Below are 23,604 nucleotides of genomic sequence, written 5' to 3'. Positions count from 1 at the left end.
CTCGGGCGCGCCGACGCAGAGCGCCCCGGCTTCAGGCGCAGTTGGCAAGCTTGCGAACCGTTTTAGATTGGCGCCATGACAGCCTCGCCTCCCTTCGCCATCGTCACCGGCGGCACCCGCGGCATCGGCGCCGGCGCGGCGCTCGCGCTCGCGCAAGCCGGCTACCGGGTCCTCGCCACCGGCCTCACGCGGGACGAGGTCGCGGCGACGCCCGCCCATGCCGCGATCCGCCATGACAGGCTCGACGTCACCAGCGACGCGCAGGTGGCGGCGATCGTGGCCGGCTGCGAGCGCATCGACGCGCTGGTCAACTGCGCCGGCATGATCCAGCGCGGCGGCAAGGAGTTCGAGATCGAGGCCTTCCGGCTCACCCTCGAGGTCAACCTGACCGGCACGATGCGCATGTGCCTGGCGGCGAAGGAGAAGCTGGCGCGCGCCAAGGGCGCGATCGTCAACACCGCCTCGATGCTCACCTTCCACGGCTCGGCCTACGCGCCGGGCTACGCCGCCTCCAAGGGCGGCGTCGGGCAGTTGACCAAGTCGCTCGCCGCCGCCTGGGCGCAGGACGGCATCCGCGTCAACGCGGTCGCCCCCGGCTGGATCGCGACCGAGCTGACGCGCCCGCTCGTCGAGGATCCCGCACGCTCGGCGCCGATCCTGTCGCGCACACCGATGAATCGCTGGGGCGAGCCGGCCGATGTCGGCGGCGCCGTCCTGTTCCTGCTCTCGGATTCCGCCCGCTTCGTCACCGGCACGGTCCTGCCCGTCGACGGCGGCTATCTCGCCGTGTGACGACGGGCAGGAAAGACCATAAACATCAGCGGCATGGCGGCGTTTCCTGAATCGCTCGCCAAGCCGGCTGAATCAAGAGATCAAGCGGAGGAACGTCGATGAACAAGGTCAGCCCGGTTTCCGCCCAGCTCAGCGCCGAAGAACGCTGGACTCCCTACCGGCATCCGCAGCCGAAGGATTCCCCGCCCGAGCTGATCGTCCCGAACGTCATCCCCGAGGACGAGCGCGTCTGGGTGCCGGTCGACGACAATGTCTGGTTCCGGCCCCTGTGCCTCTCGGTGACGCGCGGCTACTGGATGAACCTGCTGCGCGTGCGCCGCGCCGGCGTGCTCTCGCGCCATCGCCACCCGCAGCCCGTGCACGGCTATGTACTGAAGGGCAAGTGGCGCTATCTCGAACATGACTGGGTCGCGACCGAAGGCGCCTATGTCTACGAGGCGCCCGGCGAGACCCATACTCTGGTGGTCGATCCCGACGTCGAGGAGATGATCACCATGTTCCAGGTCAACGGCGCGATGATCTATGTCGACCCGGACGGCAAATGTCTCGGCTACGACGACGTCTTCACCCGGCTCGACAAATGCCGGGCGCATTACGCGCAGAACGGGCTCGGCCCCGAGTTCGCGGATCAGTTCATCCGCTGACCTGCCCCGGCAAGACAACGCGGCTCCGTGGGCCCGCTCGATCAGCGTCCGAGCTTCGCCAGCTCCACCGCGGCGCGCAGCTCGATATGGGCGAGCACCTCGTCGAGGCGCGGATCGTCCGTCGTCTCGCGGCGTGCCGACAGCGCCGCCTTCAGCCGCTCCAGTTCGGAGACCTGGACGCGCCCGGCCAGCAGCGCGGCCTTGAGCCGGTCGAGCCCGTCGAGCAGGTCGTGGCCGCGCCGCGCCTGGCGTCGCTTGCGCTCCTGCCCGTCCTCCTCGGCCTGCACGGCCAGCAGCCCGTCGAGCGAGCCTGCATGGCTGACCGCCCCGCTTTGCGCCGCCGTGGCGGTCTCGCGGGTCGGAAGGCGGAAGCTCGCGCCGCTCGTCGCCCCGCTCCGCCTGGCCGGGCTGGTCGAACTGACGGGACTGCGCTGGTCGATGCGGATCATCACGCTCTCGCAAGGTCTGCCCGAAGGCGCTGAACGGACGCTGGCCGACCCGCTTCCTTGTGCCGGCAACGTGGTTAACGACCGGTAAACCGCCCGGCAGGATTTGCCGGGGGCGGCAGCTTTGCGCCGGCCGCCTCACCCTGCCCGATCAGGCCACACATCCCTAAAATACTGATTAAAAAGCGCTTTCGCTTTCTCTCCAATTGGCATGCTCTTCGCAACGGGTTGACGACGTCACATCCGTCCCGGTGCTTCATGCTTCGCCACCTTCGCCTCCGCCATCTGCTGACGCCGCTCGCAGCGCTGCTGCTGGCCGGCGCCGCCATGGCGGCCGATCTCGGCCCGGCGGCTCCGCAGGGCCGCGGCGGCAACGGCAATGGCGGCAGCGGCCAGCCCCGCAGCGGCGCGGCCGAGGCCGGCGTCTCGCGCAGCGCCTTCGCCGGCAGCGGCGGCATGGGCACCGCGCTCTCGCGCATCAAGGATCTCGCCTCGGTCGAGGGCGTGCGCTCCAACCAGATCCTCGGCTACGGCATCGTCGTCGGCCTCAACGGCACCGGCGACACGCTGAACAACGCGCCCTTCACCAAACAGTCGCTGCAGGCGATGCTGGAGCGCCTCGGCGTCAACACCCGCGGCGCCAGCATGCGCACCGCCAACGTCGCCGCGGTGATGGTGACGGCGAACCTGCCGCCCTTCGCCACCCAGGGCACCCGGCTCGACGTCACCGTCTCGGCCCTCGGCGACGCCAAGTCGCTGCAGGGTGGCACGCTGCTGGCGACCCCTCTCCTCGGCGCCGACGGCGAAGTCTATGCGGTGTCGCAGGGCCCGGTGGCGATCGCCGGCTTCTCGGCCGAGGCCGAGGCCGCCAAGATCACCCGCGGCGTCCCGACCGTCGGGCGCATCGCCAATGGCGGCCTGGTCGAGCGCGAGATCGATTTCGCCCTCAACAAGCTGAAGACGCTGCGCCTGTCGCTGCGCAACCCCGACCTCACCACGGCCCGCCGCATCGCCGCCGCGATCAACGACTTCATCGGCGGCGACTCGGCCGAGCCGACCGACCCCTCGACCGTGGCGCTGCAGATCCCGCCGCGCTTCCAGGGCAACATGATCCGCCTGCTGACCGATATCGAGCAGCTTCGGGTCGAGCCCGATCAGGGCGCCCGCGTCATCATCGACGAACGCTCCGGCATCATCGTCATGGGCAAGGACGTCCGCGTCTCGACCGTCGCCGTCGCCCAGGGCAACCTGACGGTGACGATCTCGGAGGAACCGCAGGTCAGCCAGCCCAACGAGTTCGGCAACGGCCGGACCGTCGTCGTCCCCCGCAGCAACGTGAAGGTCGACACCGAGGGCACCAACAAGCTCGCCCTGGTCAGGGAGAGCGTGACCCTCCGCGAGCTGGTCGACGGGTTGAACGCCCTCGGCATCGGCCCGCGCGACATGCTCTCCATTCTGCAGGCCATCAAGGCAGCCGGCGCGCTGCAAGCCGACATCGAGGTGATGTAATGAGTGCCCTCCTCGCCGCCCCCGCCGCCAAGCTCGCCATCGGCGCCGCCGTCAATCTCGCCGGCGGCATCGCCGACGCCCTCAGCGCGCAGAACGGCAAGGCGAAGAAGACCGCCGACGATTTCGAGGCCGTCTTCCTCGAGAACTTCACGCAGACCATGATGAGCTCGAACGGGACCGAGGGGCCGCTCGGCGAGAACGGCACGGGCGGCGACGTCTGGCGCTCGATGCTGTCCCAGGAGTACGCCAGGCAGCTGCAGCGGGCCGGCGGCGTCGGCCTGTCCGACCAGATCATGCGCGACCTGATCCAGGTCCAGGCCGCGGCCGGCAAGTCGGCGGGAGCCGGCAATGTCTGACCGCCTGCGCGTCGTCGACGAGCGCCCGCGCGTCTCCAGCGCGGTCGAGGCCGAGCAGTTGATCGAGGCGGTGCTGGAGACCCTCGGCGCCCTCTCCCATGTCGTCGGCGAGGAGACCGGGCTGGTCAAGGCGGGGCGGCTCAAGGACGCGATGGAGCGCGAGGCGCGCAAGGCCGAGCTCGCCGGCAGCTATATGAAGGGCGTCGAGCAGATCAAGCTGAACGCGGTGGCGCTCGCCCGCTTTGCGCCAGAAAGGGTCAAGCGCCTCAAGAGCGCCCATCTCGCCTTCCAGGATCTGATCGACCTGAACCAGACCGTGCTGGCGACCGCGCGCGCGATCTCGGAATCGATCATGCGCGACCTCGCCACCGACACCAACCGGCAGAACAGGGCGCCGGGCTATGGACCGACGGCCTCGGTCGGCGCCGGAGTCTTCGCCCGGCCGAACGCCGGGCCATTGGTGATTTCGAAGAGCCTGTAAGAGTCACGATGGCCGGAGCGGCGGCCTCAGATTGCCGACGGGCCAGTCGAACAGACGCCGGAAGCGAGCGACGACAGCGTTAATCTGGACCATGACTCGGCCGACCGCACATTAACTCTATCGCATCAGAGAATATGCGCTGAATTCATAGAAATTTACCAATTTCCCTAACGGCAGATTCAACTCTCTGCCGCATCGTCTCGCTCTTGGAAGAAGTCCGCCTTGCGAGAGGAGTCCAGAATGGATTTCGGCGCGACACCCAAGACGTTCGCCACCGGTGCCGTCCCGGCGACGATCCGCACCGATATCTCCGTCCAGAACGGCGCAGCACCCGTCGAGCTCGCCCCCGAGAAGACGGTGCGCTCGATCGCGGCCGGCGAGCCGGTCCAGCTCGACATCCGCGCCCGCGCCGAGGAGCGCCGCTTTGACGCGCAGCGTCAGCAGAGCGCCCAGGACGAGATGATGCAGCAGCGCCGTTTCGAGGAACGGCGCCGCCAGCAGGACCTGCGCGAGGTGATCGACCGCCGGCTCGAGGTCGACCCGAAGACGCGCAGCATCGTGCTGCGCAAGACCAACCGCGAGAGCGGCGAGGTGGTCGAGCAATATCCCGACGAGACCCTGCTCAAGCTGCGCGCCCTCTCGCGCGAGCTGATCGAACGCGATCGCGAAGCCGCTGCGGCGCCGACGCACGAGATCGAGCGCATCGCCTGATCCGGGCGCTGCGGCGCCGGTCTTCATCTCTCGCCCGTTGCGGCCGCCGCCGACGAACCGCCGCCGGCGGCTTTTCCTTGTCCTGGTCTCGTTCCGCGGCGGTCGGGCCTGGCCGCTCAGGCGAGGTCCGTCACCTCTCGTTAACCACGCCCCGGCTTTGCCCGGATCGCAGGCAATTGGGCGGATCGAATTTACCAGCTGTTACGAGATCGGACCCGATGGTCCACGGGTCGCGGCCAGAACGGTCCGACGCCAGAAGGCAACATACCAGGAAGGTATCTCACAATGGCCGTTTCTCTCTCCGCCGGCGTCCGCAACAACCTGTCGTCGCTGCAGTCGACCCAGACGCAGGCCCAGGCGATCCAGAACCGCCTCGCGACCGGCAAGCGCGTCAACTCCGCGATCGACAACCCGGTCAACTTCTTCACCGCCGCCTCGCTGAACGATCGTTCGAGCCAGCTCACTGGCCTGCTCGACGGCATCTCGAACGGCATCCAGACCATCCAGGCCGCCTCCAAGGGCATCGACGGCATCACCAAGCTGGTGAACTCGCTGCAGTCGACACTCAAGCAGGCCCAGGCCGACGCGGCCCAGAACAGGCCGACCAAGGCCGGCACGGCCCTCGCCACCCAGGCGGAAGTCGTCGCCACCAGCAAGAGCCTGAAGGACATCGCCCTCGACAAGAAGCTGCTCGACGACGATGCGAACGCCGCCAACAACGCTGCGACGGCCTCGACCTCGGGTAACGTCGGTCTCGCGACCGCCAACGTCAACATCGGCCTCTCGATCGTCGCCGGTTCGACGACCTATGAAGCCTCGTTCGACGGCACGAATGCGACGGTCCGCGATCTCGTCAACGAGATCAACAAGTCGGGCATCGCCACCGCCTTCGTCGACGAGAAGGGCCAGCTGAACGTCAAGGGCACCGGCTCCGACGCCCTCCAGGTTGGTATCGGCTCGGCGGCGGCGAGCGGCGCGGCTGCGATCACCGATGCGCAGACCGGCGGCGCCAACACGGCTGTCGGCTTCGTCGCCGCGGATCGTACCGGCGCCGGCATTGCGTCCTCGGGCATCACCTCCGCGGTTCGCTCGAACCTGATCGACCAGTACAACGATCTGCGCGGCAAGATCGACGATCTCGCCAAGGATTCGGGCTTCAACGGCATCAACCTGCTCGGCGGCGACCGCCTGTCGATCGTCTTCAACGAGAAGACCGGCAAGAACCAGACCAAGCTCGACGTCCAGGGCACCTCGCTGACCTCGGACAACCTCGGCATCGTCAAGGCTGGCAACACCCAGCTCGCCGGCACCACCAACTTCCAGAACGACTCCGATCTGGAAGCCGCGACCAAGTCCCTGACCGGCGCGCTGACCTCGCTGAAGTCGCTCGCCTCGACCTTCGGCGCCAACCTCTCGGTCGCCCAGACCCGCCAGGACTTCACCAAGGACATGGCGAGCGTCCTGACCACCGGCGCCGACAACCTGACCAACGCCGACGTCAACGCCGAGGCCGCCTCCCTGCTCGCGCTGCAGACCCGTCAGCAGCTCGCCCAGACGGCGCTCTCGCTCGCCAACCAGGCCGATCAGGGCGTCCTGCGCCTGTTCTGATCTTCGCTCCGCAGAACGCGGATCACCCCGCAGAAGCGGGCCGAAGTCAAAAGAGCGGCGGAGCCTCGGCTCCGCCGCTTTTTCGTTGTCAGCCGAGCCGCGCCATTAACCGTTTCTTAGCCTTAACAAAGGATTGTTGGCCCAGAGCAAGCTGGTTGAGCGCCGAAGCGCGCTGTCAGAGGGACCTGAAATGGCCAACACGATCCTGTCGAACGGCGTCCGCAACAACCTGCTGACCCTCCAGCAGACCACGGCCCAGCAAGGCGTGATCCAGAACCGCCTTGCGACCGGTCGCAAGGTCAACTCGGCGATCGACAACCCGGTCAACTATTTCACTGCCGCCTCGCTGAACGATCGCTCGAGCCAGCTCACCGGCCTGCTCGACGGCATCTCGAACGGCATCCAGACCATTCAGGCCGCTTCCAAAGGCATTGACGGCATCACCAAGCTGGTGAACTCGCTGCAGTCGACCATCAAGCAGGCTCAGGCGGATGCGGCTCAGAACAGGCCGACCAAGGCCGGCACGGCCCTGGCGACGGCCGCGGAAACCGCGGTGACCAGCAAGAGCCTGAAGGACATCGCTCTCGACAAGCTGATCGGCGCCCCTGCCGCCGCCGCACCCGTCGCTGCGACCGCCTCCTCGCCCGGTCACCTCGGCATCGACACGACGACCAACACCAATGCCGCCTTCTCGATCACCGTCGGCTCCGACACCTATGAGGTCAGCTTCGCGCTGACGTCGACGACGACCGTCCGCGACATCGTCAACGAGATCAACAAATCCGGGCTCGTCACCGCCTTCGTCGACGAGAAGGGCCAGCTCAACGTCAAGGGCAAGGGTTCCGAAACCGTCGATTTCGGCTTCGGCGTCGGCAACGCCGGCCCGGCCGCCATCACCGCCGCCCAGGGTGGCTCCAGCAACACCGTCATCGGCTTCCTGGCGGCCGACGCCGCCGTCGCCACGTCGAGCATCACCTCGTCGAACGTCACCTCGGCCGTGCGCTCGAACCTGATCGACCAGTTCAACGATCTGCGCGACAAGATCGACGATCTCGCCAAGGATTCGAGCTATAACGGCATCAACCTGCTCTCGGGCGACCGCCTGACCATCGTCTTCAACGAAAAGACCGGGCGGAACCAGACCAAGCTCGACATCCAGGGCTCGAACCTGACGGCCGACAACCTCGGCATCCCGCGCGCGATCAACACGCAGCTCGCCGGCTTCATCAACTTCCAGAACGACATGGACCTGGAGAAGGCGACGGCTGCCCTGACCGGCGCACTGACCTCGCTGAAGTCGCTCGCCTCGACCCTCGGCTCGAACCTCTCGGTCGCCCAGACCCGCCAGGACTTCACCAAGGAACTGTCGAACGTGCTGACCACCGGCGCCGGCAACCTCGTCCTCGCCGATCCGAACGAGGAAGGCGCCAGCCTGCTCGCGCTCAATACGCGCCAGCAGCTCTCGCAGACCGCCCTCTCGCTCGCCAACCAGGCCGATCAGGGCGTGCTGCGCCTGTTCGGCTGACCTTCCCTTCCCATCAGCCAGAAGGCGGGACTGCCATGGCCCTCAAGGTCGAGCTCAAGCCGAACGAGCGCATCATCATCGGCTCGGTCGTCATCCGCAACGACGAGCAGCGCACGCGCTTCTTCATCGAGGGCGAGGCGCCGATCCTGCGCGAGAAGGACATCCTCACCGCCGCGACCGCCGACACGCCGGCGAAGAAGATCTATCTCGCCATCCAGCTCATGTATCTGGCCGGCGACCCGACGACGCAGCACGAGATCTACTTCCAGCTCGTGCGCGACTTCCTCCAGGCGGCGCCGAGCGCTCTGCCGCATGTTTCCGAAATCAATAACTGCATCTTAAGCGGCGAGCTCTACAAGGCGCTCAAGGCTGCCAAGAAGCTGATCTCCTACGAGGCGGAACTGCTCGAGCATGCAAAGCGGATTTAGCGCCTACGCCGCGGCCTCGAAGGCGGCCCAGAATGTCCAGTCTCCCCGCGAACTCGAAGCCGGCCTGCTGCTCAAGGCCGCAGCCCGCCTCCAGATGATCGTCGACGACTGGGGCGCCCGCTCCGGCGAGCTCGACGAGGCCCTGACCTACAACCGCAAGCTCTGGACCCTGCTCGTCTCGGCGGTCATCGCCGAGGACAATCCGCTGCCGGTCGAGATCAAGCGCAACATCCTCGGGCTGGCGAACTTCATCTTCAACCGCACCTTCCAGGTCGCCGCCGCGCCGGAGCCGCAGGCGCTCGCCGCCCTCGTCAATATCAACCGCGAGATCGCCGCCGGCCTGCGCGGCCGCTGAACGCGGCGCCGACGACATCTCGGACAAAAGAAAAACGGCCCGGATTCGCTCCGGGCCGTTTTCCTTTGCCGCCGAGGCGGCAGCGTCAGAGATAGTTCGTCAGGCGCAGCTGGGAAAGCATCGAGGTCGTCTGATAGCTCGCCTGCAAGGTCGTCTGCAGCGCCAGGATCTGCATCGCGACCTCTTCCTTGCTGATATCCTCGACGCCCGACAGCGTCGTGCTCAGATAGTCCTTGGTCGCGGTGTGACGTTCCTTGGCCTGAGCCATCGCGGTCTGGGCCGAGCCGAGCTCGACGATGATCTCCGCGGGGTTCTGCGTCCCCGTCGGGAAGCCGATCGTGTTGCGCACCCGCTCGGTCATCGCCTCGTAGCGCAGCTTCGAGTTGGCATCGCTCGCCGGGAAGGTCTCGGCCGCCATGATCGCGAATTGCGCCAGCCCGGTGCGGAAGGCTTCCTCGTTGGCACGGGCGCCGGCCGCCACCTGCTGGCCCTGGTCGACCTGGACGCTCGCCGTGGCCCTGGCCGGGCCGGCGGCGTCGTCGCCCTGATACCAGATCACCGTATTGGCGGCGGTCCCGGGCGCGGGTGCGGCCGTCGCGGTGTCGAAAGGAGGTCCAGGCACCCGGAGCGGCGGATTGCTCGGGCTGCCGGCGAAGAAGTCCTTGGCCGCGACCTGGGACGAAGCGGCCGACAACGACGTATTCGCCTCGCGCGACAGGGCCGCGCCGATCGAGGCGCGCAGGTTCGCGGCCGTGGTGTTGACGTCCGGCCCGATGACGAAGCCGTCGGCGGCGGCCCCGGTGGTGCCCTCCGCCCGCGCCGTCAGGATGATCTCCTCCGTCGTGCCGTCCGGCAGCGCCAGGGTGATCTTCAGCGTGTCGCCCGGCTGCGGCTGCGCGGCGACGTTGACGGCGATGTCGGCCGGCGGCCCGGCATTGTAGGCCGTGGTCAGCGCCGCGCTGCTGCTCGAGGCGCCGGTCAGCTTGAAGCCGTAGGGCAGCCCCGCCGCCTCCTCGGCGATCGTCGCATTGGTGCCGGCGCCGCCGGTGACCAGCCGGCCGAGGCCCGCAGCGCCGAGATCGGCCTGCTTGCGCTCGGAGATCAGCTGCTTCAGCCCGGCATGGCTGGCGTCGCCGTCCATGATCAGCGAATAGCTCACCACCGGCTCGACATCGGAGGTGCGGCCGGAGAACAGATAGCGCCCGTTGACCTGGCTGTTCAGCAGGTCGAGCGTCTGCTTGAACTTCTCCTCGGCGAGGACCTGCGGCGAGGTGCGCCCGGTCGAGGTCTCGACATAGCTGTCCGGGCGCGCGTCGGAGCGCGTTTCGGCCGCGAGCTTGGAGAAATTCTCGACCGCCTTCGTCATCAGCTTGAGATTGACGTCGGCGCGCTCGATCCCGGTCAGATAACCGTCGAGCATCGAGAGGCGATTGTTCAGATCGAGGCTGACGCCGCGGTCCATGCCGAGGCCGGCATAGGTCTCCGACTTCTTCTGCGTCGCCAGCTGGCGCTGCAGGTCGTCGAGCTGGCCGCGCATCGAGACGAACTGGTTGGGCCTGGCGAGACGATAGGCGCCGACGCCGGTGGCGGTGATGGTCATCGGCTATCTCCTCACAATCTCATCAGCACGTCGAGCAACTCCTTCACCGTGGAGATGACCCGTGCATTGGCGGCGTAGGCGCTCTGCAGTTCGATCAATGTCGACATTTCCTCGTCGACATTGACCTTGGTGTCTTCGAGGAAGCGGCTCTGCACCGAAGCGAAGGCGACCTGCTGGCCCTCGTCGAGGCGCTTGGCCTGCTCGCTCGCCTGGCCCTGCCCCGCCACGACGCGCTGGACGAAGCTCGAGACCGTGCCGCTCGAGGTCGCGGTCGAGCCGTCGAAGCCGGTGGCATTGGTGAAGCTGCGCTGGCTCGAGGTCAACCGGTCGTAGAGGAAGGCCGGCCGGGTCGCGTCGCCCTGGGGCGTCATCGGGCTGGTGTCGTAGACCACCAGCCGCGAGCGGTCGGCGACCAGGTCCGGGTTGACGGCGATGCGCGAGGCGAAGCCGATGGACTGCGCCCCGCCCTCATAGGAGCCGGTATAGGCGCCGTTGTCGCGGCCATCGACGAAGAAGGGCAGCTCGCCCGTGCCGCCGGTCAGCGAGGTCTGCGTCGGCCGGGCCGTGAGACCGACGACGTCGCGCGTTCCCGCCGCCCCGTCGTCGACGATGCGCAGCACCGAGCCGGTGTTGGAGACGGCGAAGCCCGGGCCGACCGCTGCCTGGATCTGCGCGGCGACCGAGGCCGGTCCGCCCGAGAAGTCGATGCCGATGACGCGGTTGTTGGCGTCGCCCTGCGCCGAGGCCGGCAATGGCAGCGATGCCGCCGACTCGACGCGCACGAAGGTGAAGCGCTGGGTCTGGCCGCCCGGGGTGACCTTGTAGTCGAGCGTCACCGAATTGCCGGATTGCAGCCCGGCGAGGTCGACGTCGAATCCGGTCGCGGCGCCAGCGGTCACGGCCGTGCCGGCGATCTCGCGGTCCGAGAGCGCGCTGGCGAGCTGGGCGGCGATTTCGTCGAGCTGCCTTTGCGCCTGCACCAGCGTCTTGTCGCGCAGCTCGATCAGGGCCCCGATCTCGCCGGAGCGGAAGGTGTTGTTGGCGATCGCGTCGAAGCTGTTTCCGGAGAGGTCGCGGGCGACGATGGTGCCGACGCCGCGCTGGGCCGGGTCGCTGCTCCATTGCGACTGCGGGCCGATATTGCCGCGCTGATCGAATTCGAACCGGATCGTCGGGCGGCCATCGAAGAGCTGCGTGCCGGAGGCCGTGGTGATGCTGACCGAGCCGTTCGGCCGCTCATCGGTGCGGATTTCGACATATTGCGACAGTTCGGAGATGATCCGGTCGCGCTGGTCGCGCAGATCCGCCGTCGCCGAGGTCTGCGGCGCGTTGACGATGCGCGCATTGACGTCGGTGAGCTGGTCGAGCAGTTCGTTGGTGCGCGTCACCGCCGCGCCGATTCCGGCCTCGGCCTGGGCGCGCTGCTGCTGCACCCCGTCGGACAGGCCGCGCAGCCGATTGGCGAGCTGGCTCGCGGCGTCGATGACGGCGGTGCGGTTGGTATAGGAGGACGGGTCGTTCTGCAGCGCCTGCAGCGAGCTGGTGAACTTGCTGTACATCGAGTCCAGCGCGGTCGCGCTGCCGGGCGCGCCGTAGAGCTGGTCGAGATTGGCGAAGACCTGGGCGCGGGTCGCGGTATAGGCCGCGCCCGAGCTTTCCTGCAGGAGCTGGTGCTGGACGATGCGGTCGAGCAGCCGCTGGACGTTCGGGTTGTTGATCCCGACGGTGCGGCCGCTGATCGAATCGACGTTCGAGACAGTGCGGCGCACATAGCCGGCGGTGCCGGCATTGGCGACGTTCTGCGAAACGACGCCGATACCGACCTGCGAGCTGTTCAGCCCGGAAATGGCGGTGCCGAGCGCGGTGCTGAGACCCATCGTCAACTCCTGTCGTCTTTGGCTCGTTCCGTCGGCCCGGCCCTCCTGGGCCGTCGGGCCAGGCTGCGTTCAGCCGCTCAGCGAATGATGTTGAAGACGTCGCGCAGCATCTCCTGCGCCGTGGTGATCACCTTGGTGTTGGCCGAATAGGCCTGCTGGGTGACGATCATCTTCGAGAACTCGTCGGCGATGTCGGTGTTGGACTGCTCGACATTGCCGCCGATGAGCTGCGAGGTGCCGAGCCCGACGATCGGCGCGCCGGATTCGATCGTCTCCTCGAAGGCACCGCCGTCGAGCCGCTTCAGCGCGTTCGAGGCGTTGAAGCGGGCGATCGCGATCTGCGCCAGCGCCACGACCTGGCCGTTGCTGAAGGTGCCGATCACCTGGCCTTCGTTCGAGATCGCGACACGGTCGAGCGTGCCGGCGGTGTAGCCGTTCTGGCGGATGCTGCGGGCGTCGATCTGCCCGCTGGTGTCGCCGTTCTGGGTCAGCCCGTTGCCGCCGGTGGTGATGGTGATGCCGCTGATCGTCGTGCCGCCGATCGTCATGGTCGGGATCGCGATGTTGCCGCCGGCCGGCGACGTCATCTGCCCGGTCGAATCGAAGGTGATGTCGACGTCGACGTTGCGATAGGCGACGGTCGCGCCGGTGGCGCTGGTGTTCTCGGCGATGAACAGGTTCCAGGTATCGCTGACGGCCGGCGGGCCGGCGGCGGCGTTGGAGACCTTGGCCCAGCGCAGCTCGACGCTCGTCGCCTTGCCGAGCGAATCGTAGACGGTGACCGAGCCGCCGGGGATCGAGCGGTTGAGGAAGGTGGTCAGGTCGCTGCCGACCACGGTGCCGGTGCCGCCGGAGGCCGTCGTGCCCGGATTGGTGCCGAAGCCGGTGCCGGCGTTCAGCAGCTCGGAGCCCGGCGTGCTGGTATTGGCGACGTTGGTCTTGGGATAGGCCGGGATATTGGCGCGATACTCGATCTCGGTCGTCGCCTTGGCCGGGAACTGGTCCTTGGTGATGCGCAGCACGTCGGGCTGGCTGCCGATCACCTGGCCGGTGACGGGATCGATCTTCTGCCCCTTGAGATAGTAGCCGGCGCCGTTGACGAGGTAGCCGTCGGCGTCGAAGTCGAAATCGCCGCGGCGGGTGTAGAGATTCGAATTGGCGAACAGGGTCGAGGCGCCGACGCCGCTCTGGCGCTGGTCGACCACGAAGAAGCCGTCGCCGTTGATCGCCGCATTGGTATCGATGCGGGTCGCGTTCAGGTCGCCCTGGATCGTGTTGGTGGCGCGACTGTAGGAGGCGACCGAGCCGGCGACCTGCCGGTTCAGCGCCGAATCCGGCACGAGGTCGGAGAAGCTGGTATCGACCCGCTTGAAGCCGGCGGTGCGCGAATTCGCGATGTTGCCGGAGATATTTTCGAGGGCATAGGACTGGGCCTGCATGCCCGTCACCGCCGTCGTCAGCGCACTGAAAACACCCATCGCAACCTCACCTGGCCATCGGGCCTGGACCTGCGCCCCCCATGGGCGGCATGTCGAACCGAGGGTGAGTTTGCACGGCCTGTGCCATGGCCATGCCTGAACCATTTCAATGACTTGGATGGTTTTCGAAGCGTTTCCCGACGCTTCCGACCGGGCAGATTCGTCCCCTGCCGGCAAATTCTGCCGGGCGCCGCCATCATTCCGGGGCAGCCCGATAGGGCTGAGCCCGGTGCCCATGACCACGGCGCTCTTCGAAAGAGGCTCGGACGGCAGCGTCCATTCCGGCAACGCCGGCAGATCTGGATTCCGGGCTCGACGCTGCGCGTCGCCCCGGAATGACGGCGGAGGTTCACTCGCCCTTGCCGCCCCAGCCGGAGAGGTCTCCGGCTACGTCGGACAGGCCCGGCGGCCTTTCCTCGACGAAGGGCAGCGGCCGGCAGACCGCGATGGCGGCGAGCCCGATCCTCGCGGTGAGCAGCCCGTTGAGCACGCCCTCGCCGAGCTTGGCCGAAAGCCGCGCCGCCAGCCCCTGGCCGAGCACCTGCTGGATGACGGCGTCGCCCGCTGCCATGCCGCCGGTGACGACGAGATGGCCGAGCACCTGCCGCGCCAGCCTGATCAGGCCGAGCGCTCCCGGCCGGCCGGCATAGATCGTCGCGATCGCCCGCAGCAACCGCGCGCAGGCGACGAGCACGAAGACGACGTCGACGAGCGCGCGCGGACTCACCGCCGTCACCAGCGAGACCCGCCGCGCCGCCTGCGCCACCTGCGCCTGGGCGAGCGCGTCGAGCGGCGCGAGCAGGCTGCGCTCGGCGACGGTGAGCAGGTCGCGCGCCGCCAGCAGTTGCGGCGTATGGGCCGACAGCTCCGCCCTGCCCTTCGCCGTTTCCGGCCGGCCGGCATAGAGCCTGTCGAGATCGGTGGCGACGCCACGCGCAGCCGCGAGATCGCCGGCAGCGAGGGCGGCCGCGGCGCGTTCGCGCAGCGCCTCGACCCGCCGCTCGCGCAGGATGTCGCGCAGGACGCGCAACAGCATGACCAGCAGCGCCAGCGCCGCCACGCTGGCGCAGACGAGGGCCGCGATGCCGACGGCGGGGTTGAGCGCGAGCAGCCAGGTGATCGTCTGCTCGGCCCAGACGGCGATCGAGAGCGCCAGCAGGGCCGACAGCGCCGCGACGAACAGGCTGCCCCAGCTGAAGCGCCGGCGTCGCGCGGCTTCGGGAACCGGCGCTTCGGGCTCGATCGGCTCCATCTCCGGCACGATCGCGACATCGCCGCGGCCGCCGAAGACGGTGTCGTCGGAGGAGCCGTCCTGCGGATCGAGGCGGACGGCGCGCGGCGCCTTGCTCATAGCGAGCCCTCCCTCACGCCAGCCTGTCGCCGATCAGGAATTCGAGCGCGCGGTCGAGGCGGATCTGCGGCGGCGGCGCCAGGCGCCCGCCGGCATCCGGCTTGACCAGCGGCGGCCGGAAACGCGGCGCCCGCACATGCCAGCGCGGCGCCTCCGGATCGAAGATCGTCTCGGGCCGGGCCGGCAGATCGCCGGGGAAGATCGCGGCCTCGGCCTGCCCGTCGAAGACCTCTCCGTCGACCACCTCCCCCGCTTCGGGGACGCCGGCGATCGCCGGCAGCTCCTCGCGGCCCTCGCGAATGCGGACCTCGCGCGTGGCGCGGATCGCGGCGAAGGCCATCGCCTCGACCTTGGCCCCCGCCCCTTGCGCCCGCGCCGCGGCGCGCGCGACCAGATGCGACATCACGCCGGCGAGCCGGTCATGGCTCGTATGATGGAGATGGTCGGCCTTGGTCGCGGCGAACAGCACCTTCTCGATCCGCGGCGCGAACAGGCTCGAGAGCAGGCTGTTGCGGCCGACCGCGAAGGCCGAGAGCGCCTGGCCCAGCGCGGTTTCGAGATCGGCCAGCGCGGCCGGGCCGGCATCGAGCGCCGCCAGCGCGTCGACCAGCACGATCTGCCGGTCGAGCCTGGCGAAATGCTCGCGGAAGAACGGGCCGACCACGACGCGCTTATAGGCCTCGAACCGCTCCGCCATCAGCCCGGCGAGCGTGCCGGCCCGCGGTTCGGCGCCCGGCGCCAGGTCGAGCGGCGCGAAGGTCAGGGCCGGCGAACCCTCGAGATCGCCCGGCATCAGGAAACGCCCGGGCGGCGTCACCGCCACCGCCTCGGGATCGGCGCGCAGCGCGGCGAGATAGGCCTTGAAGACATCGCTCGCAGCCTCGGCCGCCAGCTCGTCCACCGGGCCGGCCGGGTCGTGCAGCGCCAGACCGGCGAGCCACGCCCCCGAGACGCCGAGCCTGTGCGGCTTTCGCGCATCGGCGACCGCCTGCGCCGACCAGCCGGCATAGTCCTGCCCGATCAGGGCGAGATCGAGCAGCCATTCGCCGGGATAGTCGACGATGTCGAGGGTCAGCGTCGCCGGCCCCCTGAACCAGCCTTCGGCACGCTCGTAGTCGATCTCGAGCCGCAGCTCCGAGATGCGACGCGTCGACTCCGGCCAGCGCCGGTCCGGCCCCGAGAGCGCCGCGCGATGCGCCTCATAGGGAAAGCGCGGAATCTCGGGATCGGGCTGCGGCACCAGCCTGACCCGCGCGATCCGCCCCTCCGCCGAGGCCTTCAGCACCGGCAGCTTCGCGCCTTCGAGCAGGTTCTGGATCAGCGCGGTGGTGAAGACCGTCTTCCCCGAGCGCGACAGGCCGGTGACGCCGATGCGCAGGCGCGGCCGCGCCAGCCCGAGCAGGCTGTCGCCGAAGGCGAGCGCGGCATTGCGCGCCTCGTCGAGATAGGAGCCAGACGCCATCAGGCGGTCCGCATCACTCGTCCGGCCCTTCGCCCAGCGATTCGGGCGTGACGAAACGGTCGAGCCTGCCGCCTTGCGCGGCGAGATCGCGCCAGTCCTCGATGGCGAAATCGAGCACCGCGAGCCCGCAGGTCGGATATTTCTGCGCCATCCGCGCCGCCGCATAGCGGTCGCCATGCCCGGTGAGTCTGGCCGCGAGCTCCTCGAAACCGGGATTATGGCCGATCATCAGCAGCGTGCGGACCTCCGGCTCGGTCTCCTGCGCGACCTTGAGCAGGCGCTCGGCCTTGGCTTCGTAGATGCGCGGCTCGAAATGTGTCGCCGGCCTCTCCGGCAGCATCGGCCTGACCAGCTCCCAGGTCTCGACCGTACGCCTGGCCGGCGAGATCAGGACCAGGTCCGGCAAAAGCAGCTCTTCGGCGAGATAGCGGCCCATGACCGGAGCAGCCTCGCGCCCGCGCGTCGCGAGCGGCCGGTCGCGATCGGCGGTGTTGGCGGGCCAGGCCGATTTGGCGTGGCGCAGGAGCATCAGGCGGCGCATGGCCGCCATCTAACCATGGCTGGCGGGATTTGCGAGTGGCATGGCGGCGGAACCTCGCATGGCGGCGCGCAGCATCTCCATGAGCCGGCCGGAATAGAGCCCGAGCAGGAGCTCGCGCCCGCCGGGCTGCTGGTCGAAGGGCGCGAGCTGGCCGTCGATCAGCATGGTCGAGAAGCCGTGGGTGACCGACCAGACGAACAGGATCTCGGCGAGATCGGCATCGCCGCCATAGCTCGACGGCAGGCGCGTCAGCAGTTCGCCGCCATCGACGCCGCGCCCCAGCGCCAGCTTGGTCTCCCGGACCAGGATGCCGAAGGCGCGGACGGCGGCCCGGCGCAGCTCCTCGTCCCCGCTCTTCAGGCCGAGCCGCCCGAACACGACGCGGAAACGCCCGGGTCGGTTCAGCGCGACGGCGAGATAGGCCTCGCAGATCGCCGCCAGCCGGTCGCCGCCGGACGCCACCGCCCGCGCGACGGCCGCCTCCATGGTCTCGGACAGATCATCGAAGCCGAGCGTCGCGATCGCGGTCAGCAGGCCGGCGAGATTGCCGAAATGATGTGCCGGCGCCGCGGGCGAGACGCCGGCCCGCCGGGCGCATTCGCGCAGGGTGAAGCCGCCGACGCCCTTCTCGGCCAGCACCGCTTCGGCCGCCTCGATCATCGCCTGGCGCAGGTCGCCATGATGATAGCCGCTTCGCTTCGTCGCCCCGCCCGCCATCATCGCCACGCCTTCGTCCGGAGAGCGCCAAGTTCAAACTTGACGCCGTTAAGATAGCGGAATAGGACAACGCCGCAACTGAACACCGTCAAGTTCGGAGCGCGCATGCCCTTCTCCCTCGACGATGCCTTCGCCCGTGCGAACCAGCTCGCCGTGCTCGGCTGGCTCGCGCTGATCCTGCTGCCGCGCTGGCGCGGCCTTTCGGCGGCCCTGGCCGGCTGGCTCATCCCGGCCCTGCTTTCGCTCGGCTACGCCGTGCTGATCGCCGTGCACTGGCATGATGCGAAGGGCGGCTTCTCCTCCCTCGATTCGGTCGCGGCGCTCTTTGCCTCGAAGCCGCTGCTGCTCGCCGGCTGGGTCCATTACCTCGCCTTCGACCTCTTCCTCGGCAACTGGATGCTGCGGCGCTCGCAGGCCGAGGCGATCCCGCACTGGCTGATGCTGCCCGTGCTGCTGGCGACCTTCCTGTTCGGCCCGTTCGGCTATCTCGCCTATCTCCTGATCGAGGCCTGCTTTCGCCTCGCCCGGGAGGACCGGATCGCCCGTTTCCAGGCCCGCCTTCCCGGCTGGCTGCGCGATCTCGAATTCGAGCCGCGCCTCACCGCCGCGGCCTGCGCGATGGCCGCCCTGGCCGTGCCGACCGCTCTCGCCTGGCTGATCGACGTCCGGCAGTTCCACGGGGTCGACACCTGGATCAAGCCACTGAAGTTCGAGATCTCGGTCGCCGTCTATCTGTTGACGCTGGCCGTCGTCCTGCCGCTCGCCGGCGAGCGTTTCCGCGCCTCCTGGGCCGGACGCTACATCGTCTGGCCGGTGATCGTGCCGATCATCCTCGAGGTGCTCTACATCGCCTGGCGCGCATCGCGGCTGGAAGCCTCGCACTACAACCGCGACGACTGGCTCGGCATCGCCCTCTACGCCGTGATGGGGATCGGCGCGGTGATCTTCACGGTCGCGCCCGGGCTGCTGGCCTACGGCCTCGCCCGCCGCGACGCCGCGCCGATGCCGGAGATCGTGCGCTGGTCGCTGGTCGTCGGCCTCGCCCTGACCTGCGTCTTCGGGCTCGCCAGCGGTGCGATCCTCAGCTCCAGCCCGAGCGGGCACTATGTCGGCGCGGTGCCGCAGGCCCACCCGACGATCCCGTTCCTCGGCTGGTCGCTGACGGTCGGCGACCTGCGCGTCGCCCACTTCCTCGGCCTGCACGCCTTGCAGATCATCCCGGCCGTCGGCCTCGCGCTCCGGCTGGCGACGCGGCGGAGCCGGCTCGGGCTCCTCGCCCTGGCCACGGTTTCCGCCGCCTATGCCGCGGTCACCGCGACGGCTCTCGTCGCGGCGCTGCAGGGCCGCCCGCTGCTCGGCTTCGGCTGAGGAGCGCTACCCCTCGTCCGGCCCCGAGCCCGGCGCGAGATCGTCGGCGCCCGGCTCATAGCGCAGCAGGTCTGCGGGCTGGCAGTCGAGCACGGCGCAGATCCGGGTCAGCGTGTCGAAGCGCATGCCGCGCACCTTGCCGGATTTGAGCTGGGAGACCTGCTGCTCGGTCAGCCCGATGCGCTGCGCCAGTTCCTTGGAGCGCATCTTGCGGCGCGCCAGCATGACATCGAGTTCGACGATGATCGGCATCGCCCCGTCCTACACGAAACTCTGATTCTCGTCCGCGAGCCTGACGGCCTCCTTCAGCACGAGGCCGAAGGCGACCAGCGCAGCCCCGGCCGCGAGCGCGCCGAACATGCCGGGATCGAGGGTGACGGCGAGATGCCTCTGGCCGGGCGGGTTGTCGAAGGTGAGCGCCACGCTCTGCAGCATGCGCGAGAGCGGCGTCGCCACGCCCATCGCCGTGAGCAGCCAGCCGATCCGCGTCAGCCGCTGCGCATTCTCCTCTTCCAGCACCTGGCCGCGGCCGAAGCGGCCGAACAGGCCGGCGAGGCGCAGCATCGCCGCGACGAACAGGCCGGCGGGCACGAGGCCGATCGCGAGCGCGATCCAGTAGCCGCGCTCGGACGGCGGACCGACCGGCACGCTGAGCCCGATCGTGCCCCGGACATAGGCGGCGAGCAGTTCGGGATCGCGCCAGAGCCAGACCGCGCCGAGGGCCATCAGCGTCGCCGCCGCGAAGCACAGGAAGCGCGCGACCATGCTGACGCGACGCAGCCTCGCCATGGCGGGTCCAGCATGGGTCGGCGTTTCGAGCGGTGCCATATTTTTACACTCCGTGATTGACAAAATTAAAGTAATAGACGAATTTATCAATGTCAAAGCCCTTTCAAGAGAATTGTGATGCGCCCTGCCCTGCCCGCCCATTTCCTGCTGTGCTGCCTGCTCGCCGGCTGCGGCCATGTCCCGCTGAGCTCGCTGCCGAAACTGTCGAAGATCGACGTCAGGACGACCGACCTGACGCAGCTGCGCGCCGGCATCAGCCTGCCCGCCGATATCCGCCCGCTGCCGGGCGGCGTCACCATGACGATCGTCGCCATGCCCCGGGACGGCGGGCGGCATGAGCGCAAGGTCGTGCTGGAGGAGGTGCGGGACGCGGTCGAGCTGGCGAAACTGCCGGCACTGGTCTCGCCGGGGCGTCGCTTCACCCTGTTCAGGCTCGGTGCCGCCGACGCCGCGCGCCTCGGCGCCTTCCGCGAGGAGATGTTCGCCGGGCCGCAGAACAGCGGCAATCGCGGCTCTTTCGCTCTCGGTGCCGACAAGGCTTGCCGGCTCGGCGAGCTCTCCGGCAAGCCGATCACGATGACCGGCTATCTCAGGACGTCGGAGACACAGGATTATGTCCTGCTGATGCGCGATTTCGACCTCGTCGAAGCCGTCCGCGCCATCGATCCCAAGGTCGATCTCGCCACCGCGATCCCGCCCTGCGAGACCGCGACGGGCGTCCGCCTCAGCGGCTCTCCCGCCGCGCCATGAAGGCCAGCTTCTCGAACAGCGAGACGTCCTGCTCGTTCTTCAGCAACGCGCCGTGCAGCGGCGGGATCAGCTTGCGCGGATCGCGCTCGCGCAGCACCTCGGGGCCGATATCGTCGGCGACGAGGAGCTTCAGCCAGTCCAGCAGCTCGGAGGTCGAGGGCTTCTTCTTGAGGCCCGGCACCTCGCGCACCTCGAAGAACAGCCGCAGCGCCTCCTCCATCAGCCGCTTCTTGATGCCGGGAAAATGGACCTCGACGATGCGCTGCATCGTCTCCGCGTCCGGGAAGCGGATATAGTGGAAGAAGCAGCGCCGCAGGAAGGCGTCCGGCAGCTCCTTCTCGTTGTTCGAGGTGATGATCATCACCGGCCGCTGCGCCGCCCTGATCGTCTCGCCGGTCTCGTAGACATGGAACTCCATGCGGTCGAGCTCGAGCAGCAGGTCGTTGGGAAACTCGATGTCGGCCTTGTCGATCTCGTCGATCAGCAGCACCGGGCGCACCGGCGAGACGAAGGCCTCCCAGAGCTTGCCGCGCTTGATGTAGTTGGCGATGTCGGAGACGCGGGCGTCACCGAGTTGGCTGTCGCGCAGCCGGCTGACCGCATCGTATTCGTAGAGTCCCTGCTGGGCCTTGGTGGTCGACTTGACGTGCCAGGTCAGCAGCGGCGCGCCGAGCGCGGCGGCGACCTCCTCGGCCAGCACGGTCTTGCCGGTACCCGGCTCGCCCTTGACCAGCAGCGGCCGCTCCAGCCGGATCGCGGCGTTGACCGCGACCGTCAGGTCCTCGGTGGCGACGTAGGAGGCGGTGCCGGTAAAGCGCATGCGAGGTCCTCTGCGTGGCTGACCCGCGGACAGAGCCAGGTCCTGCCGCTGCGAACGGCACAGTGCTTAGAGGCCGGCCGGCGACGGGGCAAGTTTTCGCCAGCCCGTCGCGCGATTTGGTTTGTGTTGCAAGGCACTGCGAAGCAAAGCTTGCCCATCGGCAGCTTTGCCTGATTCCCAGAGGGTGACGTGGCCGGGACGATCGATCCTTCCGCCTATCGCGACGCCGTGGTCGTGCTCGCCACGGCCGGCGTGATCGTGCCTTTCGCCAAGCGCTTCCGCGTCAATTCGGTCGTCGCCTTCATGGCCTGCGGCGCCGTGCTCGGCCCCTACGGCCTCGGCGGCCTCGTCGCCAAGGTGCCGCTCCTCAGCGCCATCACCGTCTCCAACGCCGAAGCGCTGGCCGGCCCCGCCGAACTCGGCGTCGCCTTCCTGCTGCTCGTCATCGGGCTGGAGCTGTCCTTCGAGCGCCTGACGACCATGCGCCGGCTCGTCTTCGGGCTCGGCCTCGGCCAGGTCGCGCTCTCGGCCGCGGCGATCGGGGCCGTCGCCTATGGTTTCGGCCAGCCAGCGCCCGCGGCGCTGCTGATCGGCACGGCGCTCGCACTGTCCTCGACCGCGATGGTCGTCGAGCTGCTCTCGGCCCATCGCCGCATCACCTCCTCGGCCGGGCGCTCCAGCTTCGCCATTCTGCTCTGCCAGGATCTGGCGGTGATCCCGCTGCTCTTCCTCGTCAGCGTGCTCGGCACGCAGGGCGGCGCCTCGCTGCTGGTCGGCCTGACCCAGGCGGCGCTGCAGGCGGCCGCGGCGATCGCGGCCATCGTGGTCATCGGGCGCCTCGCCATGCGCCCGCTCTTCCGCCTCGTCGCCTCGACCGATTCCTCGGAGAGCTTCATGGCGGCGACCCTGCTGGTCGCGCTCGGCACCGGGCTGATCGCCGCCGCGGCCGGACTTTCCATGGGGCTCGGCGCCTTCATCGCCGGGCTGCTGCTGGCCGAGACCGAATATCGCCGCGCCATCGAGGTGACGATCGAACCGTTCAAGTCGCTGCTGATCGGCGTCTTCTTCCTGACGGTCGGCATGAGCGTGAATCCGGCGGCGCTCGCGGCCCAGCCGGTCGCGATTCTCGGCATCGCCGCCGGGCTCTTCCTGACCAAGGTCGCGATCACCTTCCTGCTCGCGCGCTATTTCAGGCTGTCGCTGCCGACTGCGCTCGAAACCGCGATCATGATCGGCCCCGGCGGCGAGTTCGCCTTCGTGCTGCTGACCGCTTCCGTCGCCGCCAGGCTGGTCGACCAGAACGCCGCCGCGCTGGTGCTCGCCGGCGTCTCGCTGACCATGATCGGCCTGCCGCTCGCCGCGCGCCTGGCGCGGGCGCTCTCTGCCCGCCTCGCTCCGGCGGTGAACCTTCCGGCGGAGGCCGCCATCCTGCCGCCGCACGATCATGCGCCGCGGGCCATCGTCGTCGGGCTCGGCCGCGTCGGCCGCCTCGTCGGCGAGATGCTCGAGCAGCACAAGGTCCCCTACATCACCGTCGACGCCGACCCGGCCCTGATCGCGACGCAGCGCCGCGCCGGCCGCCCCGCCTTCTACGGCAACGCCACCAAGCCGGATTTCCTGCGCCTCTGCGGGGTCGCGGAGGCCACCGCCCTGATCGTGACCATCGACAATCCCCGCGCCGTCGACGACATCGTTGCGGCGGCCCGCGGCATGCGGCCGGATCTCGTCATCGTCGCGCGCGCCCGCGACGCGAAGCATGCGAGGCACCTCTACGAGATCGGCGTCAACGACGCCGTGCCGGAAACGATCGAGGCCAGCCTGCAATTGTCGGAAGCCGCGCTGGTCGGGCTCGGCGTCCCGATGGGCCTCGTCATCGCCTCGGTGCACCAGCGCCGCGACGATTTCCGCAGCGAGCTCAAGCCGGCGAGCGGGCCCGACCGCGTGCTGCCGCGCCATGTCCGCTCGCGCAGGCTGTGACCCTGCGCGCCTGACGAAG

The 23,604-nt window shown here is 68.8% G+C and carries 24 protein-coding genes; 13 read left to right on the top strand and 11 right to left on the bottom strand.

Annotation, left to right across the window (positions count from 1 at the left end):
* Nucleotides 1-75: 75 nt before the first annotated feature.
* Both CS1GBM4_RS02440 and CS1GBM4_RS02435 read left to right on the top strand, forming a co-directional pair.
* Nucleotides 76-792: an SDR family oxidoreductase gene (locus tag CS1GBM4_RS02440; protein ID WP_186417097.1), complete on the top strand. Its 717-nt coding sequence runs from the start codon at nt 76-78 to the stop codon at nt 790-792.
* A 98-nt stretch (nt 793-890) separates the two neighbouring features.
* On the top strand, nt 891-1,436 hold the full coding sequence (locus CS1GBM4_RS02435; protein ID WP_186417096.1) for a 2,4'-dihydroxyacetophenone dioxygenase family protein: 546 nt from the start codon (nt 891-893) through the stop codon (nt 1,434-1,436).
* 41 nt (nt 1,437-1,477) lie between these two features.
* Here CS1GBM4_RS02435 and CS1GBM4_RS02430 read toward each other — a convergent pair whose 3' ends face one another.
* Nucleotides 1,478-1,885 (bottom strand): flagellar assembly protein FliX, encoded by a 408-nt coding sequence (locus tag CS1GBM4_RS02430; protein WP_186417095.1) that lies wholly within the window; start codon nt 1,883-1,885, stop codon nt 1,478-1,480.
* Between the two features lie 453 nt (nt 1,886-2,338).
* On the opposite strand from CS1GBM4_RS02430, the gene CS1GBM4_RS02425 reads away from it, so the two are divergent.
* From CS1GBM4_RS02425 to flaF, 8 genes are all read left to right on the top strand, one after another.
* Nucleotides 2,339-3,391 (top strand): flagellar basal body P-ring protein FlgI, encoded by a 1,053-nt coding sequence (locus CS1GBM4_RS02425; protein WP_186417123.1) that lies wholly within the window; start codon nt 2,339-2,341, stop codon nt 3,389-3,391.
* Nucleotides 3,391-3,747, top strand: a complete 357-nt coding sequence (locus tag CS1GBM4_RS02420; protein WP_186417094.1) for a rod-binding protein — start codon at nt 3,391-3,393, stop codon at nt 3,745-3,747. Before CS1GBM4_RS02425 ends, CS1GBM4_RS02420 begins: the two co-directional genes overlap by 1 nt.
* A complete protein-coding gene (locus tag CS1GBM4_RS02415; protein WP_186417093.1) occupies nt 3,740-4,228 on the top strand; it encodes a hypothetical protein in 489 nt (162 codons plus the stop codon). Before CS1GBM4_RS02420 ends, CS1GBM4_RS02415 begins: the two co-directional genes overlap by 8 nt.
* Nucleotides 4,229-4,468: 240 nt before the next feature.
* Nucleotides 4,469-4,939: a hypothetical protein gene (locus tag CS1GBM4_RS02410; RefSeq protein WP_186417092.1), complete on the top strand. Its 471-nt coding sequence runs from the start codon at nt 4,469-4,471 to the stop codon at nt 4,937-4,939.
* Between the two features lie 285 nt (nt 4,940-5,224).
* Nucleotides 5,225-6,547 carry a flagellin gene (locus CS1GBM4_RS02405; RefSeq protein WP_186417091.1) on the top strand — a complete coding sequence of 441 codons (1,323 nt, stop codon included), beginning with the start codon at nt 5,225-5,227 and terminating at the stop codon, nt 6,545-6,547.
* A gap of 190 nt (nt 6,548-6,737) precedes the next feature.
* The gene (locus CS1GBM4_RS02400; protein ID WP_186417090.1) at nt 6,738-8,072 is read left to right on the top strand and encodes a flagellin; all 1,335 of its coding nucleotides are present in this window, start codon (nt 6,738-6,740) and stop codon (nt 8,070-8,072) included.
* Nucleotides 8,073-8,107: 35 nt separating this feature from the next.
* On the top strand, nt 8,108-8,500 hold the full coding sequence (gene flbT / locus CS1GBM4_RS02395) for a flagellar biosynthesis repressor FlbT (protein WP_186417089.1): 393 nt from the start codon (nt 8,108-8,110) through the stop codon (nt 8,498-8,500).
* Nucleotides 8,484-8,855 carry a flagellar biosynthesis regulator FlaF gene (gene flaF, locus CS1GBM4_RS02390; protein ID WP_186417088.1) on the top strand — a complete coding sequence of 124 codons (372 nt, stop codon included), beginning with the start codon at nt 8,484-8,486 and terminating at the stop codon, nt 8,853-8,855. The genes flbT and flaF overlap by 17 nt, the downstream gene beginning before the upstream one ends.
* An 85-nt stretch (nt 8,856-8,940) precedes the next feature.
* Here the strand turns inward: flaF and CS1GBM4_RS02385 are convergent, their stop codons facing one another.
* The 7 genes from CS1GBM4_RS02385 to CS1GBM4_RS02355 form a co-directional block, all read right to left on the bottom strand.
* Complete coding sequence (locus CS1GBM4_RS02385) at nt 8,941-10,455, bottom strand: hypothetical protein (RefSeq protein WP_186417087.1); 1,515 nt, start codon at nt 10,453-10,455, stop codon at nt 8,941-8,943.
* A gap of 11 nt (nt 10,456-10,466) precedes the next feature.
* Nucleotides 10,467-12,332 carry a flagellar hook-associated protein FlgK gene (gene flgK, locus CS1GBM4_RS02380; protein ID WP_186417086.1) on the bottom strand — a complete coding sequence of 622 codons (1,866 nt, stop codon included), beginning with the start codon at nt 12,330-12,332 and terminating at the stop codon, nt 10,467-10,469.
* Between the two features lie 77 nt (nt 12,333-12,409).
* Nucleotides 12,410-13,810: a flagellar hook-basal body complex protein gene (locus CS1GBM4_RS02375; protein ID WP_186417085.1), complete on the bottom strand. Its 1,401-nt coding sequence runs from the start codon at nt 13,808-13,810 to the stop codon at nt 12,410-12,412.
* A gap of 349 nt (nt 13,811-14,159) precedes the next feature.
* Entirely contained in the window at nt 14,160-15,161 is a 1,002-nt protein-coding gene (locus tag CS1GBM4_RS02370) for a TIGR01620 family protein (protein ID WP_186417084.1), read from the bottom strand.
* A 13-nt stretch (nt 15,162-15,174) separates the two neighbouring features.
* Nucleotides 15,175-16,623 (bottom strand): YcjX family protein, encoded by a 1,449-nt coding sequence (locus CS1GBM4_RS02365; RefSeq protein ID WP_186417083.1) that lies wholly within the window; start codon nt 16,621-16,623, stop codon nt 15,175-15,177.
* Nucleotides 16,624-16,636: 13 nt separating this feature from the next.
* Nucleotides 16,637-17,164, bottom strand: coding sequence for a histidine phosphatase family protein (locus CS1GBM4_RS02360; protein ID WP_186417082.1), 528 nt, complete (start codon nt 17,162-17,164; stop codon nt 16,637-16,639).
* Nucleotides 17,165-17,173: 9 nt separating this feature from the next.
* Nucleotides 17,174-17,884 (bottom strand): TetR/AcrR family transcriptional regulator, encoded by a 711-nt coding sequence (locus tag CS1GBM4_RS02355; RefSeq protein WP_244607006.1) that lies wholly within the window; start codon nt 17,882-17,884, stop codon nt 17,174-17,176.
* A gap of 102 nt (nt 17,885-17,986) precedes the next feature.
* Here CS1GBM4_RS02355 and CS1GBM4_RS02350 point away from each other — a divergent pair, with 102 nt between their 5' ends.
* Complete coding sequence (locus CS1GBM4_RS02350) at nt 17,987-19,249, top strand: ABA4-like family protein (RefSeq protein ID WP_186417080.1); 1,263 nt, start codon at nt 17,987-17,989, stop codon at nt 19,247-19,249.
* 6 nt (nt 19,250-19,255) lie between these two features.
* Here the strand turns inward: CS1GBM4_RS02350 and CS1GBM4_RS02345 are convergent, their stop codons facing one another.
* The gene (locus CS1GBM4_RS02345) at nt 19,256-19,501 is read right to left on the bottom strand and encodes a helix-turn-helix transcriptional regulator (protein ID WP_186417079.1); all 246 of its coding nucleotides are present in this window, start codon (nt 19,499-19,501) and stop codon (nt 19,256-19,258) included.
* Nucleotides 19,502-19,510: 9 nt separating this feature from the next.
* Entirely contained in the window at nt 19,511-20,077 is a 567-nt protein-coding gene (locus CS1GBM4_RS02340) for a DUF2975 domain-containing protein (protein WP_186417078.1), read from the bottom strand.
* A 78-nt stretch (nt 20,078-20,155) separates the two neighbouring features.
* Between CS1GBM4_RS02340 and CS1GBM4_RS02335 the strand changes: the two genes are divergently transcribed.
* Nucleotides 20,156-20,788, top strand: a complete 633-nt coding sequence (locus tag CS1GBM4_RS02335) for a hypothetical protein (RefSeq protein WP_186417077.1) — start codon at nt 20,156-20,158, stop codon at nt 20,786-20,788.
* Here the strand turns inward: CS1GBM4_RS02335 and CS1GBM4_RS02330 are convergent.
* Nucleotides 20,763-21,608 (bottom strand): MoxR family ATPase, encoded by an 846-nt coding sequence (locus CS1GBM4_RS02330; RefSeq protein WP_186417076.1) that lies wholly within the window; start codon nt 21,606-21,608, stop codon nt 20,763-20,765. The genes CS1GBM4_RS02335 and CS1GBM4_RS02330 overlap by 26 nt on opposite strands.
* A 189-nt stretch (nt 21,609-21,797) precedes the next feature.
* Between CS1GBM4_RS02330 and CS1GBM4_RS02325 the strand changes: the two genes are divergently transcribed.
* Entirely contained in the window at nt 21,798-23,585 is a 1,788-nt protein-coding gene (locus CS1GBM4_RS02325) for a cation:proton antiporter (RefSeq protein ID WP_186417075.1), read from the top strand.
* The last annotated feature ends 19 nt before the right edge of the window (nt 23,586-23,604 follow it).

This window comes from Allobosea sp. CS1GBMeth4, from assembly GCF_900185715.1.
Lineage (GTDB): Bacteria > Pseudomonadota > Alphaproteobacteria > Rhizobiales > Beijerinckiaceae > Allobosea.
This window is presented reverse-complemented; position numbering and strand designations above follow the sequence as displayed.